Source organism: Erwinia sp. Leaf53, assembly GCF_001422605.1.
GTDB lineage: Bacteria > Pseudomonadota > Gammaproteobacteria > Enterobacterales > Enterobacteriaceae > Erwinia.
Map to the genome: position 1 here is coordinate 305,341 of NZ_LMLK01000021.1, position 16,616 is coordinate 321,956.

At 60.9% G+C, this 16,616-nt stretch carries 11 protein-coding genes; 6 read left to right on the forward strand and 5 right to left on the reverse strand.

Annotation, left to right across the window (positions count from 1 at the left end; translation table 11 throughout):
• Positions 1 to 121: 121 nt before the first annotated feature.
• Together ASF13_RS13160 and lrp are read right to left on the reverse strand one after the other, a co-directional pair.
• Positions 122 to 4,429, reverse strand: coding sequence for a DNA translocase FtsK 4TM domain-containing protein (locus ASF13_RS13160; protein WP_056236909.1), 4,308 nt, complete (start codon positions 4,427 to 4,429; stop codon positions 122 to 124).
• Between the two features lie 119 nt (positions 4,430 to 4,548).
• The gene (gene lrp / locus ASF13_RS13165; RefSeq protein WP_006118610.1) at positions 4,549 to 5,043 is read right to left on the reverse strand and encodes a leucine-responsive transcriptional regulator Lrp; all 495 of its coding nucleotides are present in this window, start codon (positions 5,041 to 5,043) and stop codon (positions 4,549 to 4,551) included.
• Between the two features lie 522 nt (positions 5,044 to 5,565).
• On the opposite strand from lrp, the gene trxB reads away from it, so the two are divergent.
• The 5 genes from trxB to infA all read left to right on the forward strand — a co-directional run bounded on the left by trxB (position 5,566) and on the right by infA (position 11,480).
• Entirely contained in the window at positions 5,566 to 6,534 is a 969-nt protein-coding gene (trxB, locus tag ASF13_RS13170; RefSeq protein WP_056236911.1) for a thioredoxin-disulfide reductase, read from the forward strand.
• Positions 6,535 to 6,681: 147 nt separating this feature from the next.
• Complete coding sequence (gene cydD / locus ASF13_RS13175; protein WP_056236913.1) at positions 6,682 to 8,448, forward strand: cysteine/glutathione ABC transporter permease/ATP-binding protein CydD; 1,767 nt, start codon at positions 6,682 to 6,684, stop codon at positions 8,446 to 8,448.
• Entirely contained in the window at positions 8,445 to 10,175 is a 1,731-nt protein-coding gene (gene cydC, locus ASF13_RS13180; RefSeq protein WP_056236914.1) for a cysteine/glutathione ABC transporter ATP-binding protein/permease CydC, read from the forward strand. Before cydD ends, cydC begins: the two co-directional genes overlap by 4 nt.
• Positions 10,176 to 10,208: 33 nt before the next feature.
• Positions 10,209 to 10,901 carry a leucyl/phenylalanyl-tRNA--protein transferase gene (gene aat / locus ASF13_RS13185; protein ID WP_056236916.1) on the forward strand — a complete coding sequence of 231 codons (693 nt, stop codon included), beginning with the start codon at positions 10,209 to 10,211 and terminating at the stop codon, positions 10,899 to 10,901.
• Between the two features lie 360 nt (positions 10,902 to 11,261).
• A complete protein-coding gene (gene infA / locus ASF13_RS13190) occupies positions 11,262 to 11,480 on the forward strand; it encodes a translation initiation factor IF-1 (RefSeq protein WP_002211347.1) in 219 nt (72 codons plus the stop codon).
• A 138-nt stretch (positions 11,481 to 11,618) separates the two neighbouring features.
• Here the strand turns inward: infA and clpA are convergent, their stop codons facing one another.
• Positions 11,619 to 13,895, reverse strand: coding sequence for an ATP-dependent Clp protease ATP-binding subunit ClpA (gene clpA / locus ASF13_RS13195; protein ID WP_056236918.1), 2,277 nt, complete (start codon positions 13,893 to 13,895; stop codon positions 11,619 to 11,621).
• Positions 13,896 to 13,921: 26 nt separating this feature from the next.
• Positions 13,922 to 14,242 carry an ATP-dependent Clp protease adapter ClpS gene (clpS, locus tag ASF13_RS13200; RefSeq protein ID WP_056236920.1) on the reverse strand — a complete coding sequence of 107 codons (321 nt, stop codon included), beginning with the start codon at positions 14,240 to 14,242 and terminating at the stop codon, positions 13,922 to 13,924.
• Between the two features lie 320 nt (positions 14,243 to 14,562).
• On the opposite strand from clpS, the gene cspD reads away from it, so the two are divergent.
• On the forward strand, positions 14,563 to 14,787 hold the full coding sequence (gene cspD, locus ASF13_RS13205) for a cold shock-like protein CspD (RefSeq protein ID WP_056236922.1): 225 nt from the start codon (positions 14,563 to 14,565) through the stop codon (positions 14,785 to 14,787).
• 113 nt (positions 14,788 to 14,900) lie between these two features.
• Here cspD and ASF13_RS13210 read toward each other — a convergent pair whose 3' ends face one another.
• Entirely contained in the window at positions 14,901 to 16,568 is a 1,668-nt protein-coding gene (locus tag ASF13_RS13210) for an ATP-dependent endonuclease (RefSeq protein ID WP_056236924.1), read from the reverse strand.
• Positions 16,569 to 16,616 lie beyond the last annotated feature (48 nt).

Sequence of the window (16,616 nt, forward strand, 5' to 3'; positions counted from 1 at the left end):
TGTAGCCAGGCGCTGGCCGGAATAACAGGAGAATAGGCTGAATTCTCCCGGCAGCATGGGGCAGATATGGGGATCGGAGGCCGACTATTCAACGGGCCGGTTACCCGGCCCGTTAACAATATTACATTTCGTGCGGCGGCGGCGCTAACACCTCACGGTTACCGTTATGGCCCGGTGAGGAGACAATGCCCTGCGCTTCCATCTGTTCGATAATGCGCGCCGCGCGGTTATAGCCGATGCGGAACTGGCGCTGCACGCCGGAGATCGAGGCGCGGCGTTTATCCACCACAAACTCCACCGCCTGGTCGAACAGCTGATCCAGCTCTTCATCACCGTCAAGCCCACCGCCGCTGCCGGATTCACCGTCCTCGCCGGCGCTCAGGATGCCCTCTTTATACTGAGGACGTTCACGCGCCTTCCAGTCTTTCACTACCGCATGCACTTCCTGGTCACGCACAAAGGCACCGTGCACGCGCACCGGAATTGACGAGTTAGGGGCCAGATAGAGCATATCCCCCATGCCCAGCAGCGACTCGGCTCCCGACTGGTCGAGAATGGTACGCGAGTCGATTTTGCTCGACACGGTAAAGGCAATACGGGTCGGAATATTGGCTTTGATCAGGCCGGTGATCACATCCACCGACGGGCGCTGGGTCGCCAGCACCAGGTGAATACCGGCGGCACGGGCCTTCTGTGCCAGGCGGGCGATCAGCTCTTCCACCTTCTTGCCTACCGTCATGATCAGATCGGCAAATTCGTCGACCATCACCACGATATACGGCTCTTTTTCCAGCACCGGCGGCGACATATCCATGCTGTCGGTCGGTTTCCAGAACGGATCCGGGATCGGCCGGCCCATCGCTTCCGCGAGGTCGACCTTCTCGTTGTAACCGGCAATATTACGCACGCCCAGCGCCGACATCAGCTTGTAGCGGCGTTCCATCTCCACCACGCACCAGCGCAGCGCGTTGGCGGCGTCTTTCATATCGGTTACTACGTCGGTTAACAGGTGCGGGATCCCCTCGTACACCGACAGCTCCAGCATTTTCGGGTCGATCATGATAAAGCGCACCTCTTTCGGCGTGGCTTTATACAGGATGCTGAGGATCATGGCGTTAACGCCGACCGACTTACCGGAACCGGTGGTACCCGCCACCAGCAGGTGCGGCATCTTGCCGAGGTCCGCCACTACCGGCTCACCCGAGATATCTTTGCCCAGCACGATCGACAGCGGCGACGGATTATCGCGGAACGCCGGGCAGTCGAGCACTTCGCGCAGATAAACCGTCTGCCGGTGCTGGTTTGGCAGCTCAAGGCCGACGTAAGGCCGCCCCGGGATCACTTCCACCACGCGCACCGCCACGGCAGAGAGCGAACGGGCCAGGTCTTTCGACAGGTTAGAAATACGGGCCGCCTTGACGCCCGGCGCCAGATCCAGCTCGAAGCGGGTGATCACCGGGCCTGGCGAACTGCCGACCACGTCGGCTTTCACCCGGTAATCCGCCAGACGCGCTTCGATCAGCCGTGAGGTCTGCTCCAGCGCGAACTGATCGACCGGGGTGGTTTCCGCCGGCGGTGAAGCCAGCAGATCGAGCGTTGGCAACGGCGTGGTCGGCGTATGCGTCGGCCGCTCGTGGCGCACCAGGAACGGATGGATCAGGCTGTCCATATCCGGCTCCTGAGGCGCGACAGGCTGCGCTACCGGGGCAGCGGGCTGCTGCGTAGCCTGAGGCTGCCACTGCGAGGAAGCAGCAGCAGGAGACTGGCTCTGAGTCTGCACAGGCTGTGACGACGCGGGCTGCTGCCACTGCGTCGCGGCAGGCTCAGGCTCTGGCTGTTGCCACTGGGAAACAGTGGGCTGCGGACGTTGCCACTGAGAAGCGGCAGGCTGCGAGGCCTGCGGCTGCTGCGCCTGGCTGGTCGCGGGCTGCCACTGGGCGGCGGCAGGCGTTGAGGCCTGTGGCTGCTGCGGCTGGCTGGCCGCGGGCTGCGCTGGCTGCCACTGAGCGGCGGCAGGCGTTGAGGCCTGCGGCTGCTGCGGCTGGCTGGTCGCGGGCTCCGCTGGCTGCCACTGGGCGGCGGCAGGCGTTGAGGCCTGTGGCTGCTGCGGCTGGCTGTTCGCGTGCTGCGCTGACTGCGACGACTGCCACTGAGCGGCTGTTGGCTGAGAGCCCTGCGGCTGCGCCGGCTGGCTGGCTGAAGGCTGCGCTGACTGCCACTGAGCCGCTGCGGGCTGTGGCGACGGACTGGTCGCGTGCTGTGGCTGCTGCCACTGCGCGGTGGCCAGGGCTGACGCCGCAACGGCGGCCTGCTCCGTGGCTGCCGGCAGGGTAAACAGCGGCTCTGTCGGGCCGTCATCGGCCAGGTCGTCCAGCGGCGAGAAGTCGAAGGCACCGTGGGTGTCCGGCGTAAAGGTTGGCGACTCGTCGGCTTCAGCGCCGTAACGCTGCTGCTGCTGTTGAGCAAACTGGCTGGCCAGCGCGGCCTGCTGCAGCGCGTCTTCGTCCTGTTCCGCAAACTCGTCGCCGTAGCGTTGCTGTTCGCGGGCAAGGAAGGCTTCGCGCAGATGCGCTTCTGCCAGGTCGTCATCACTGGCCTCTACGCCATAACTGTCGGGGCCGCTGGCCGCTGCCGGCGAGGCAGCGACGGCACCGGTTGCCGCCGCTGCTGCCTGCTGCAGACGCTGTTCTTCCTGCTCTCTGGCTTTCTCTTCCGCCATGCGCTGTGAAGGCAGTTTAATGCCGTACGAGGCCAGTTCACGGCGGGTAGGGAGTTTCACCGGCTTAGGGCGCGGCAGTTCAGGACCAATGCCCTGCTTCACCTGCGGATTCAGATCGTCACCGCTGACGGCGCTGAAGCCCGGCATAAACAGCATATCGCTGCTGGCGGACTGCGCCGCCGCCGCCACGGCAGCACCGCTGGTCGCGGCCGCAACGGCCCCCGGATGGTGCGGCGTATCCGGCGTGGCAAAATCAAACGGCGATGCCGAGGCGTTTCGCCAGTCGCCCATCTGCGGACCGTCGTCCCGATCGACGGCAGGCTGCGCCGGTGCAGGCGTTTGCGCTTCACTCGGGACATCAAAACGGTGCAGCGGCGGCGCGGCAGCATCAGTGTTTACGCCAGGCTGAGCCGTTGCCGCCTCGCTGCCAAAGGCAGATGACGCAGCAGACGCATTGTTGCCGAAGCCAGAGACGTTCGGTGCAGCGTGCTGGCTGCCGTGGGCAGGTGCAGGCTGGTTGCCATAAGCAGGCGCAGGCTGATTGCCATAGGCAGGCGCAGACTGATTGCCATAAGCAGGCGCAGGCTGATTGCCATAGGCAGGCGCAGGCTGATTGGCATAAGCAGGCGCAGGCTGGTTGCCGTAGTCAGGCGGCATCGGGCTGTACTGAGATGCGGCAGCAGCCGCCTGAGGCGGAACGCCCGCGCTGGCCGGGTGTGCAGCGGCAGCAAATGTCGCGGCAGCAGTAGCCTCGCTACCCGCGCCGGTCGCAGCAACCAGCGTCGTTGAAGCCGCATTAGCGACAGGCGCGCTACCGGTCACCGCTGCGTTAACATCGCCAGCGGCAGGCAGCACTTCGGCGGCGGCAGTAGCGGCAGGGATCGCCCCGTCGGCAGCAGGCGCAGCAGGACGCGCAAACAGCGGGTCCTGGTCGTCATCACCGCCGCTGACCGGCAGATCGATTTTCTGTGCTTTGTTTAACAGAACGTCAGCGTCATCGTCGGCATCATCGCGCGCACGCAGCGTTTCAGGCGCGCGTTCCGCGTCGTCATACTCTTCTTCATCGTCCTCTTCACGCCACTGTTCATCACTGCGTGAACGGTTGCTGGCAAAGGTCAGCACGCCCATAACCACGCCGCCAATTTTCTCAGCGATGGTTAACCACGACCAGCCGGTATACAGCGTCAGCCCGGCCGCCCAGACGCACAGCAGCGTCAGGGTGCCGCCGGGGCCGCTGAACCACGGTGCCATAGCGTTACTCAGCAGGCTGCCGATCACGCCGCCGGAGGCGAAGTACCAGATATCATCGGCATTGAGCGCCGCCAGGCCGCAGGCGGTCACCACCAGCGCCAGTACGCCAATCAGGCGCAGCGCAACGGCAAAGTAGTCGATGTACTCCTGCGAATGACGTTGACGGAAGGTTTGCCAGCACAGGCCGAGGATCACCGGCGGGATGCCGTAAGCCATAATGCCGAAAATGAAAAACAGGGTGTCAGCAAGCCAGGCGCCGACGCCGCCACCTAAATTGTGGATCGGTTCGTGCCAGGCCGTTTGCGACCAGCTCGGGTCGGACGGGTTAAAGCTCACCAGCGCCACCATCAGATAGACGGCGAACAGCGCAACAATCATCAGCAAGGCTTCCAGCAGGCGACGCCCACTGCTCAGCGGTTGCAGGGAAACTTCTTTATCTTCTGTGTATTCCTGGCTCAAGAGTTCTCTCCAGGTGCCCGTAAACTATGAAGGCAACAGCGTCGGGCGAGCCCGACGCTGAACCTGTATGAATTCACAGGAGTGTACCGAAAACTACCAGGTTTTGCACCTGCCCTGTGTTAGCGAGTTTTAATCACTAAGCGATTACTTTGTTTCACTTCTTCCATGACCACGTAGGTGCGGGTGTCGTTCACTCCCGGCAGACGCAGCAAGGTTTCACCGAGCAATTTACGGTAGGCGGACATGTCCGGCACGCGGGTTTTCAGCAGGTAGTCAAAATCACCGGAAACCAGGTGACACTCTTGAGTTTCCTCAAGTTTTTGCACAGCGGCGTTAAATTGCTCAAACACGTCAGGCGCGCCACGATTCAGAGTAATCTCAACGAATACCAACAGCGAGGCATCAAGATAATGCGGGTTCAGCTGCGCGGTGTAGCCCAGAATGAAGCCCTGACGCTCAAGGCGGCGCACGCGTTCCAGGCAGGGAGTCGGCGACAGCCCCACGCGTTTGGAAAGTTCGACGTTGGAAATGCGCCCGTCTTTTTGCAGTTCGTTAAGGATGTTACGGTCGATTCTGTCGAGGTCTTTACCCGGTCGTTTTTTGTTATCTACCATTATTATTGTCTCTCTTAATTCCTTCCCTTTACCCGCCTACCCTGGAACGCGTACGTCCCGGGTCGTTCTAAGTGAAGACATCGAGCCTGTTGCGTGAACCGCGTCCATCCGCATGACGCATGCTGTCTGTCCACACCATGCGTCATTCCAAATGCCAGGCTGAGTAAATTCGTCGCCGAGCGTAAAAAAGGGAACGATTCCCCGTTACGTCATTGTGAATACTCTCTGCTTCGCATAATGTTTTCGCAAAAGCGCAGCCGATTGTCAAAGTAAAACAACCAAAACCAGTACAACATGCCAAACCACCTCGTGCGATCCTGTTTTGCAATGATAATTTAGCCATTTAAGCACCCGGCCCGGGCCGGCGTCGGCGGTTTTTTCAGCGCTCATGCCTTAACGCCGGGACGTTGATTGGTAAAACCTTTTTCATTAATCATTAACAACGTGGCACAACACTTTTTTTGCCGTGTTAAATTCCCTACAATCCGTTTGTCTGTTTGCCAGTTAAATAATGAGGGTCTCATGAGTACGGCTAAACACAGTAAATTACTGATTCTGGGCTCTGGCCCGGCTGGCTACACCGCCGCCGTGTACGCCGCCCGCGCGAACCTGAACCCGGTGCTGATTACCGGCCTGGAAAAAGGCGGTCAGCTGACCACCACCACCGACGTGGAAAACTGGCCAGGCGACGCCAACGAGCTGACCGGCCCGTTGCTGATGGAGCGCATGCACGAGCACGCGGTAAAATTTAATACCGAAATCATCTTCGACCATATCCACAGCGTCGACCTGCAGAACCGTCCGTTCCGCCTGACCGGCGACAGCGGTGAGTACACCGCGGATGCGCTGATCATCGCCACCGGCGCGTCGGCCCGCTACCTCGGCCTGCCGTCTGAAGACGCCTTCAAAGGTCGCGGCGTTTCTGCCTGCGCCACCTGTGACGGTTTCTTCTATCGCAACCAGAAAGTCGCGGTAATCGGCGGCGGCAACACCGCGGTGGAAGAGGCACTGTACCTGGCCAATATCGCGGCTGAAGTGCATCTGATCCACCGCCGTGACAGCTTCCGCGCTGAGAAGATCCTGATCGACCGGCTGATGGAAAAAGTAAAAAACGGCAATATCGTGCTGCACACCGACCGCACGCTGGATGAGGTGCTGGGCGATCAGATGGGCGTCAACCGTCTGCGCCTGCGCGCGGTTAATGACGAGCAGCAGATCGAAGAGCTGGAGGTCGCCGGCCTGTTTGTGGCGATCGGCCACAGCCCGAATACCGCCATCTTCAACGGTCAGCTGGAGCTGGAAAACGGCTACATCAAAGTGCAGTCTGGTATTCACGGCAACGCCACCCAGACCAGCATCCCCGGCGTGTTTGCCGCCGGCGACGTGATGGACCACATCTACCGCCAGGCGATCACCTCGGCGGGTACCGGCTGTATGGCCGCCCTCGATGCTGAACGCTATCTTGACGGACTGGTTAAAAAAGATCGTTAAGTTGTTAAAATTCTGAGCTAATCTTGCCTGAGGCGACGAGCAATTGTCGCCTTTTTACCCTCCCCATTGTACCATTGCCGCGCTTGACACCGATCTTCCTGTGGCTTTTGCCTCACTACCGTTTACGTCAGGGCATCACGGCAAATCATGAATAAATCACGACAACAACTGCTCACCCGCTGGCTCAAAAGCCAACGCGCGTACGGTCAGCGCTGGCTGCGCATCTCGCTGATGCTCGGCACGCTGAACGCCCTGCTGCTGCTCGCACAGGCCTGGTTCCTCGCCTCTCTGCTGCAGTCACTGCTGAGTGACCACCTGCCGCGCGAAAGCCTGCTGCACACGTTCCTGCTGCTGCTGGCCTGCTTTGCCGGCCGCGCGCTGCTGGCCTGGCTGCGTGAACGCGCCGGCTTCCGTGCCGGCCAGGCGATCCGCCAGGCGCAGCGCGCCCGGGTGCTCGATCGCCTGGCCGCGCTCGGCCCGGCCTGGATCCAGGGTAAACCGGCCGGCAGCTGGGCAACCCTTCTGCTGGAACAGATCGAAGAGATGCAGGATTATTACGCCCGCTATCTGCCGCAGATGATGCTGGCGGGGATTATTCCGCTGCTGGTGCTGCTGGTGCTGTTCCCGGTCAACTGGGCGGCGTCGCTGATCCTGCTGGCCACCGCGCCGCTGATCCCGCTGTTTATGGCGATGGTCGGCATGGGGGCGGCCGATGCTAACCGCCGCAACTTCCTCGCGCTGTCGCGCCTCAGCGGCCAGTTCCTTGACCGCCTGCGCGGCCTGGAAACGCTGCGCCTGTTTAACCGTGCAAGAGCGGAGACGGCAACCATTCAGGACGCCTCGGAGCAGTTCCGTCAGCGCACCATGGAAGTGCTGCGTATGGCCTTCCTCTCCTCTGCCGTGCTGGAGTTTTTTGCCTCAATTTCGATTGCGCTGATCGCCGTCTACTTCGGCTTCTCCTACCTTGGCGTGTTTGATTTTGGCCACTACAGCGGCCCGGTGACGATGTTTGCCGGTTTTCTGGTGCTGATCCTCGCGCCGGAATTTTATCAGCCGCTACGCGATCTCGGCACCTTCTACCACGCGAAGGCCCAGGCCATCGGCGCGGCGGATGCGCTGGAAACCTTCCTCGCAGAGAGTGAAGATGCCGCCATCGCCCGCGGTGAGCAGACGCCGGACCTCAGCGACGGCTTCACGCTGGTCGCGAAGGACCTGACCATCATCACCGCCGCCGGCAGCGTGCTGGCCGGTCCGCTGAACTTTACCCTTAACCGCGGCCAGCGCGTGGCGCTGGTCGGGCAGAGCGGCGCGGGGAAAACCTCACTGATGAACGTGCTGCTGGGCTATCTGCCGTATCAGGGTTCGCTGCAGGTTAACGGCGCTGAGCTGCGCGATATCGCCCCTGAGCACTGGCAGCGGCAGCTGGCGTGGGTCGGGCAGAACCCGCACCTGCCGGCCACTACCGTGCGGGAAAATATTCTGCCCAACGGCGGGGATGACGCCCGCCTCGCCAGCGTACTGGCACTGTCGGGCGTGGATGAGTTCCTGCCGCGGCTGCCCAACGGGCTGGAGAGTGAAACCGGCGACGGGGCAACGCGGCTGTCGGTGGGCCAGGCACAACGCGTCGCCGTCGCCCGCGCGCTGATGAAGCCCTGCCAGCTGTTACTGCTGGATGAACCTGACGCCAGCCTCGATGCGCAGAGCGAACGGCACGTTAACCGCGCGCTGCTGCAGGCCTCACGTGCGCAGAGCACGCTGCTGATCACCCACCAGCTTAACCGCCTGGCGGAGTGGGATCAGATCTGGCTGATGCGTGATGGGCAAATCGTACAGCAGGGCGACCGGCAGACGCTGGCCGATCGCCCGGGGCCGTTTGCTGAGCTGCTGGCGCAACGTGGAGGATCGCTGGAATGAAAACCCTGCTGCCGTTTTTAACGCTTTATCGTCGCCATCTCTGGCGGCTGCTGTGCGGCATTTTGCTGGCGGCGATCACCCTGCTGGCCAGCATCGGCCTGCTGACGCTGTCCGGCTGGTTCCTCGCCGCCACCTCGCTGGTCGGCGTGGCCGGTATCTACAGCTTTAACTACATGCTGCCGGCGGCCGGGGTGCGGGGTGCGGCCATCAGCCGTACCGTGGCCCGCTATCTGGAGCGCCTGGTCAGCCACGATGGCACCTTCCGCGTGCTGGCGCACCTGCGCGTTTACACCTTCAGTAAGCTGCTGCCGCTCTCCCCCGCCGGCATTGCCCGTTTCCGTCAGGGTGAGCTGCTTAATCGCCTGGTGGGGGACGTCGACACCCTCGATCACCTCTACCTGCGGGTGATTGCCCCGCTGGTCGGGGCGCTGCTGGTGATCCTGGTGGTCACCGTTGGTTTAAGCTGGCTGGATGTCAACCTGGCGCTGACCCTGGCCGGGCTGATGCTGTTTACCCTGCTGGTGCTGCCGCCGCTGTTTTATCGCGCCGGGCTGCCGGTCGGCCAGGATCTGACCCGCCTGCGCGGCAACTACCGCAGCGGGCTGACCCGCTGGTTGCAGGGCCAGGCCGAACTGACCCTGTACGGCGCGGCGGCAACGTACCGTGCTGAACTCGACGACACGGAGCGCCAGTGGCTGAACACACAGCAGCGCCAGGCCAGCCTGACCGGGCTGTCGCAGGCGCTGGTGATGCTGATGGGCGGCGTTGCCGTCACTCTGCTGTTGTGGCTCAGCGCCGCCGGCATCGGCGGTGACCTGCAGCCCGGCGCGCTGGTGGCGCTGTTTGTCTTCTGCTCGCTGGCCGCCTTTGAGGCGCTGGCACCGGTCGGCACCGCCTTCCTGCATATGGGCCACGTCATCGCCTCCGCCGGGCGCGTCGCACAGATCGTCAATCAGCGCCCGGCGGTCACCTTTAGCGACGCCACGCTGCCGCTGACCCCGGGCGCCGCCGTAACGCTCGATGCGGTCAGCTTCCGCTATGCCGATGGCGACGCACCGGCGCTGAACGCGGTGACGCTGCAGATCGCTCACGGCGAGCATATCGCGCTGCTCGGCCGTACCGGCTGCGGTAAGTCAACGCTGCTGCAGCTGTTAACCCGCGCCTGGGATCCACAGCAGGGTGAAGTCACGCTGAACGGCCAGCCGCTGACCGCCTGGCCGGAAGCCGCGCTGCGCGCCCGCATCAGCGTGGTGACCCAGCGCGTACATCTGTTCAGCAGCACCCTGCGCGATAACCTGCTGTTGGCCGCGCCGGAAAGCGACGACGCGCGGCTGAGCGCGGCGCTGCAGGCGGTCGGGCTGGAGAAGCTGCTGGACAACGATCAGGGGCTGAACGCCTGGCTGGGCGAAGGCGGCCGCGCGCTGTCCGGCGGCGAGCTGCGCCGTCTTGGGCTGGCGCGTGCCCTGCTGCACGGCGGCGATCTGCTGCTGCTGGATGAGCCGACCGAAGGGCTGGATGCTGAAACGGAACGGCAGATCCTCAGCCTGCTGCGCGAAGTGGCACGTGATAAGACGCTAATCATGGTTACCCACCGCCTGCGCGGCCTGGAGGCGTTCGACCGCATCTGCGTGATGGACAACGGTTCGCTGGTCGAACAGGGTAATCACGCGCAGTTAGTGGCGAAACAGGGGCGGTACTGGACTTTTCTGCAGCGCTTTGCGCTATAGTCATTAGCCTGTGGCACACCTGAGATGATGTCGATGCGCCTGATGCAACTGTCCCGTGAATCACTCAACTTCCCGCCGCCGGAGTCGGCGCTGCGGGACCCGAATGGCCTGCTGGCGATGGGCGGCGATCTCAGCCCTGCCCGTCTGCTGGCGGCCTATCGCCTGGGTATCTTCCCCTGGTTCTCAATCGGAGACCCGATCCTGTGGTGGTGCCCCGACCCGCGGGCGGTGCTGCTGCCGGAGCAGTTCCACCTCAGCCGCAGCATGAAGCGCTTTCACCAGCGATCCCCTTACCAGGTGACGCTGAATCAGCGCTTCAGCGAGGTGATCGCCGGCTGTGCTCACGACCGTCAGGAGGGCACGTGGATCACCTGGGAAGTGCAGCAGGCGTGGTACCGGCTGCATGAGCTGGGGCACGCCCATTCGGTAGAGGTGTGGCAGGAGGGCGAGCTGGTCGGTGGCCTGTACGGGCTGGCGCTCGGGCAGATCTTTTGCGGTGAATCGATGTTCAGCCTGCGGGAGAATGCCTCCAAGACCGCGCTGCTGGTGTTCAGCCGCTGGTTTGCACAGCAGAACGGCAGGCTGATCGACTGCCAGGTGCTGAACGCACATACCCAGTCGCTGGGCGCGGTGGAAATTTCCCGCGCGAGCTATCTGCAACAGGTCAATACGCTGGCAGACAGCCTGCTTACAACGGGTTGCTGGCGGCCACAACGGCTTTTTTAATGCTATTTCGAGATGTTTTCGCCCAACCGGGCCAGAACAGTGATATAATACGCGCGTTTGGTATGTCGTCCGCCTGCCCCCTGAACAACAGGGTAACGCAGAATACCAGGCTGGGAATCGCAACGCACTTGTCAGAACTGTTTTAATCGTGCGAAATGAAGCAGATTTAAACAGATTCTTAGCCCGTTTTACCCCCGCGCTGACGCCATTAACTCCAGATTACTTCGTGACCCGTCTGCACTCGTGTCTTTCAGAGGGGTTGATGTGGGCGATCTATTCGCCTGCAATTCTTTACTTAATACGTGAAATTCGGCATTATCTTGCCGGTTCAAAACTAAGGTAGTCCACCTAGAGGATTCGATGGCCAAAGAAGACAATATTGAAATGCAGGGTACCGTACTTGATACGTTACCTAACACCATGTTCCGCGTTGAACTTGAAAACGGTCACGTGGTTACCGCTCATATCTCCGGTAAAATGCGCAAAAACTATATCCGCATCCTGACGGGCGACAAAGTCACTGTAGAGCTGACCCCGTACGACCTGAGCAAAGGCCGCATTGTCTTCCGTAGTCGCTAAATTGCCCCATTCAGTTCTGCTGCTACGTTACGCACGCCTGCAGCAGCGATAAAAAAGGCCGGGTTCTCACCCGGCCTTTTCTTTATCTGCGATTCCCGTTCAGCCCGCCGCGCTTAGCGAGCCTCCCGGGATGTGCCGTCAGTGCACCGTGCCTTCCGCCTTACGCTTTGCAGCGCTGAGGAAGTGATAGGCCAGCTGATTATTCTCTTTATCCAGCGTGACCGATACCGAGCCACCTTCTACCAGCGAACCAAACAGCAGTTCATTAGCCAGCGGTTTTTTCAGGCTCTCCTGCACGGTACGGGCCATTGGACGGGCCCCCATCGCCTTGTCATAGCCTTTCTCAGCCAGCCAGTTGCGGGCATCATCACTGACTTCCAGCGACACGCCTTTGGCGTCCAGCTGCGCCTGCAGTTCGACAATAAACTTGTCGACCACCTGATGGATCACCACCTGATCGAGGTGTCTGAACCAGATGATGTTATCCAGACGGTTGCGGAACTCCGGCGTGAAGATCTTTTTGATCTCCTCCATCGCATCGGTGCTGTTGTCCTGCTGGATCAGGCCGATCGACTTACGCTCGGTTTCCCGCACCCCGGCGTTGGTGGTCATCACCACCACCACGTTGCGGAAGTCCGCCTTACGGCCGTTGTTGTCGGTCAGCATGCCGTTATCCATCACCTGCAGCAGCAGGTTAAAGACGTCCGGGTGCGCTTTTTCGATTTCATCCAGCAGCACCACCGCGTGCGGATGTTTGATCACCGCATCGGTTAACAGGCCGCCCTGGTCAAAACCAACATAGCCCGGAGGCGCACCGATCAGGCGGCTGACGGTATGACGTTCCATATACTCGGACATATCAAAACGCAGCAGCTCAATACCCAGCGCCTTCGCCAGCTGTACCGTGACCTCGGTTTTACCGACGCCGGTCGGGCCGGCAAACAGGAAGGAGCCGACCGGTTTACGATCCTGCCCCAGTCCGGCACGGCTCATCTTGATCGCTTCGGTCAGCGCCTCAATGGCGTTGTCCTGGCCGAACACCAGCATTTTTAGACGATCGCCCAGCGTGCGCAGCGTATCGCGATCGGTGGCCGACACGCTCTTCTCCGGAATACGGGCAATCCGGGCGACCACGCTTTCGATATCCGCCACGTTGACGGTTTTCTTACGCTTGCTCACCGGCATTAAACGCGCACGCGCACCGGCCTCATCGATTACGTCAATCGCCTTATCCGGCAGGTGGCGATCGTTGATATATTTCACCGCCAGCTCCACCGCCGCGCGGATCGCCTTGGCGGTGTAACGCACGTCGTGGTGCGCTTCATACTTCGGTTTCAGCCCGTTGATGATCTGCACCGTCTCATCGACGGACGGTTCGGTGATATCGATCTTCTGGAAACGGCGCGCCAGCGCACGATCCTTCTCGAAGATGTTGCTGAACTCCTGGTAGGTAGTTGAACCCATCACGCGGATCTTACCGCCGGAGAGCAGCGGTTTAATCAGATTAGCGGCATCAACCTGGCCACCCGAAGCGGCACCGGCGCCGATGATGGTGTGGATCTCATCGATAAACAGGATGCTGTTGGTATCCTGCTCCAGCTGTTTCAGCAGCGCTTTAAAGCGCTTTTCAAAGTCACCGCGATATTTGGTACCGGCCAGCAGCGAACCGATGTCCAGCGAGTAGATGGTGCAGTCCTGCATCACTTCCGGCACGTCGCCCTGCACAATGCGCCAGGCCAGCCCTTCCGCGATGGCGGTTTTACCCACCCCGGACTCACCCACCAGCAGCGGGTTATTTTTACGACGGCGGCACAGCACCTGAACGGTACGCTCCAGCTCTTTATCGCGACCGATCAGCGGATCGATTCCGCCTACCCGGGCAAGCTGGTTAAGGTTGGTGGTGAAGTTTTCCATACGATCCTCCCCGCCTGCCTGCTCTTCGTTAACCGGATTTTCCGCGCTGGCGGACGGGCCTGGCTCGTCCTTGCGCGTACCGTGAGAGATAAAGTTCACCACATCCAGTCGGCTGACTTCATGTTTGCGCAGCAGATACGCCGCCTGAGATTCCTGTTCGCTGAAAATCGCCACCAGCACATTCGCACCGGCCACTTCACTGCGGCCTGATGACTGTACGTGGAATACCGCCCGCTGCAGCACGCGCTGGAAGCTGAGCGTTGGCTGGGTGTCGCGTTCTTCCTCACTGGCCGGCAGCACCGGGGTGGTTTGTTCAATAAACGCTTCAAGTTCCTGACGAAGCGCCACGATATCTACCGTGCAGGCTTCCAGTGCCTCTCTGGCCGACGGGTTACTGAGCAGTGCCAGTAGCAGATGCTCGACGGTCATAAACTCATGTCGGTGCTCACGCGCTCTGGCGAAAGCCATGTTTAAACTGAGTTCCAGTTCTTGATTGAGCATTGGCACCTCCCCCAATTATCGCCTTATCAGGCTTTTTCCAGCGTACACAGCAACGGATGCTCATTTTCACGGGCGTAAGTGTTAATCATGGCGACTTTGGTTTCCGCCACCTCCGCAGTATAAACACCGCAGATCGCCTTACCCTGATAATGCACCGTCAGCATCAGTTGCGTTGCACGTTCAATATCATAAGAAAAGAACTTCTGCAGAACGTCAATAACAAATTCCATCGGTGTATAGTCATCATTATGCAGTATGACCCGATACATCGACGGCGGCTTAAGCTCCTCTTTCAGTTTGTCATCGGCAAGCTGCTCAAAGTTAAGCCAGTCGTTAGTCTTTCCCATACCAATCCAGTATCAACATGTTGCTTCTTAACGCCAGACTAACACCATTCAGGCTATGAGTAACGCGGCCAGAATGCAGCGTGGCGCAGCAGATAATTCGTACAAAAATCCTTAATCGCGACCTTCATCACAAAATTTGAAATAGCGTTAACTGCTTCAAATTTTGACGATTTTGTATCCATTCCCGAGCCCCGTTTGCTTGACCCGCGAGAGCAATTCTCTACAGTACAGAAACTGGTCGGAGAAGATCTTCCCGCCAACAGGTTAATCACCTGATTTCCCCACTCAATAATGAAATGTTTTGCGAGGGATGTAGAAGCATGGAGACGGGTACTGTTAAATGGTTTAATAATGCCAAAGGTTTCGGTTTCATCTGCCCGGTTGGCGGTGGAGAAGACATCTTCGCCCACTACTCAACCATTAAGATGGAGGGCTACCGAACGCTTAAAGCCGGGCAACAAGTCCAGTTTGATGTGCATCAGGGTCCGAAGGGCAATCACGCCAGCCTGATCGTTCCCGTGGAAGAGGTCGCGCTCAGCGCCTGACCCTACCACTCATTCTGTACAACCCTGCCATAAAATGCCAGCCGCTGATGCTGGCATTTTTATTTTCTTCCTCTTTCAATATGGGTACCGCGCGGCAGATATCAAGTCACCGCTTACTCCACACCGCGCCGCGCCAGCCGCTGCAGCCGGGCAAAGAGGGTTTGCAGCAGCAGCGGTACCGCGTCCGGCCCGCGTTCGGCGGCGTCCTGCACCACCGCCATCGCCAGCTCCGGTTTGGAACTGTGGTGGATCGCTTTCGCGATCACCCGCCGCATGGCGATCGGCACATTATCGGGCAGATGCGCATGGCGATGATATACCGCGGAAAAACCCTGCTTATACAGGAAATGCTCCATATCCAGTGTGGGTAACTGGGTCAGATGATTTTTCTCCTCGTCGCCAGGGTGCAGCAGGCTGCGGGCGGTGGCAGCATACTTCTTCCCGGCATCGTCGCCGTCGGTCAGCACGTGCCAGCCAATGCCCATGCGCTGGGCGAACTTCAGCAGCGGCCGCAGCCCGGACTGGGCAAACTCGATGATGCGGATCCCTTCCGTGGCGAAGTGATAACCACACTGCCTGGCCAGCTCGTTCATCAGCCAGACTTCGGTTTCCCCTTCGACCAGCAGCCAGCAGCGGGCGAACAGCGCCGAAGGCCGGTTGAAGCGAATATGGAAGGCGATGCGCCGGCTCTCTTCGGCACTCATTCCTCCCGGCCCCAGCCGCCAGGCGACCACCCGTTCTGCTTCACGCACCAGCCGGCACACCTGGCCCATCGGCACCTGTGACAGCAGCTCGGAGGAGTTGGTGGTGGTGATTTTTTGCAGCGGCAGCTGGGAGAATAACCCCCAGGCGACGGAGAGCATAATCGGGTGCAGCCGCGTTTCCGGATCTTCAATCAGCAGCAGCGGCCGCGCGTTTGCGTCCAGCTGCCACGCGCCACGCGCCTGGGTCAGCAGGCCGAACAGCCGCAGCAGGATCTGCCGGCGGCTGCGGCTGTCGGCGTCGGCGATCAGGTGGTGGATGCGGTCCAGATGGCGCCAGCCGTTATCGTTGTCACGTTCTCCCGGCGTCAGCCGGCGGGCCGGCTCGGCTACGCTATGCTGGTCGAGGGAAAAATAGTGCGCCAGCAGCTGTTGCAGGGTGCGCAGCCCCTGGCGTAACGTCTGCTCGCTCAGCTGTTCCGATAGCGTAGGGTGATCGCGGGTCAGGCTCTCCATCTGCCGGACCAGCTCATTAAAGCGTGCCTCATCGCTACCGGCGAGCGCCTCCCGCGGCAACCGCGCGTTAAAGCGGGCGTCACGCAGGCGCAGCACCGGCGAGAGACGAACCAGGCTTTCCAGGGCGGCCGTGGCCTCCCCTTCGGTTAACAGCGGCTCGCCGTGCGCGTCAACAAACCGGCGGCGGGTGGTGACCTCACCGTCGGCCTGCAGCTGGCCGTCGATGCGCAGATGAACGCGCTGCAGGCCGCCCTCGCCGCGCTGCCACAGCGAGCTCAGCCCCTGCCAGCGCGGCGTGGCGGCTTCACCGGCCTCACTTTCCCGCCAGGTCAGCGCCAGCCACAGGCGCTGCGGCCGGCAGGCAGGGCCTGTGGCTGGCTGATAAAAATCCTGCGCGCTAAACGTATAAGGTTCAGCGCGTGGCGAGAGGATCAGCGTCAGCACGTCAAGCAGGCTGGATTTCCCCCAGGCGTTCTCGCCGATCAGCAGGTTGTCCTCTTCCAGCGGCAGCCGCAGCTGGCTGATGCCGCGAAACCCGGCAATATCGATGAATTCCAGAATCATAGCGCCCCCGCGGCTCCCTGTTTTATTGAGAATGGTCGCCTGCCGTAC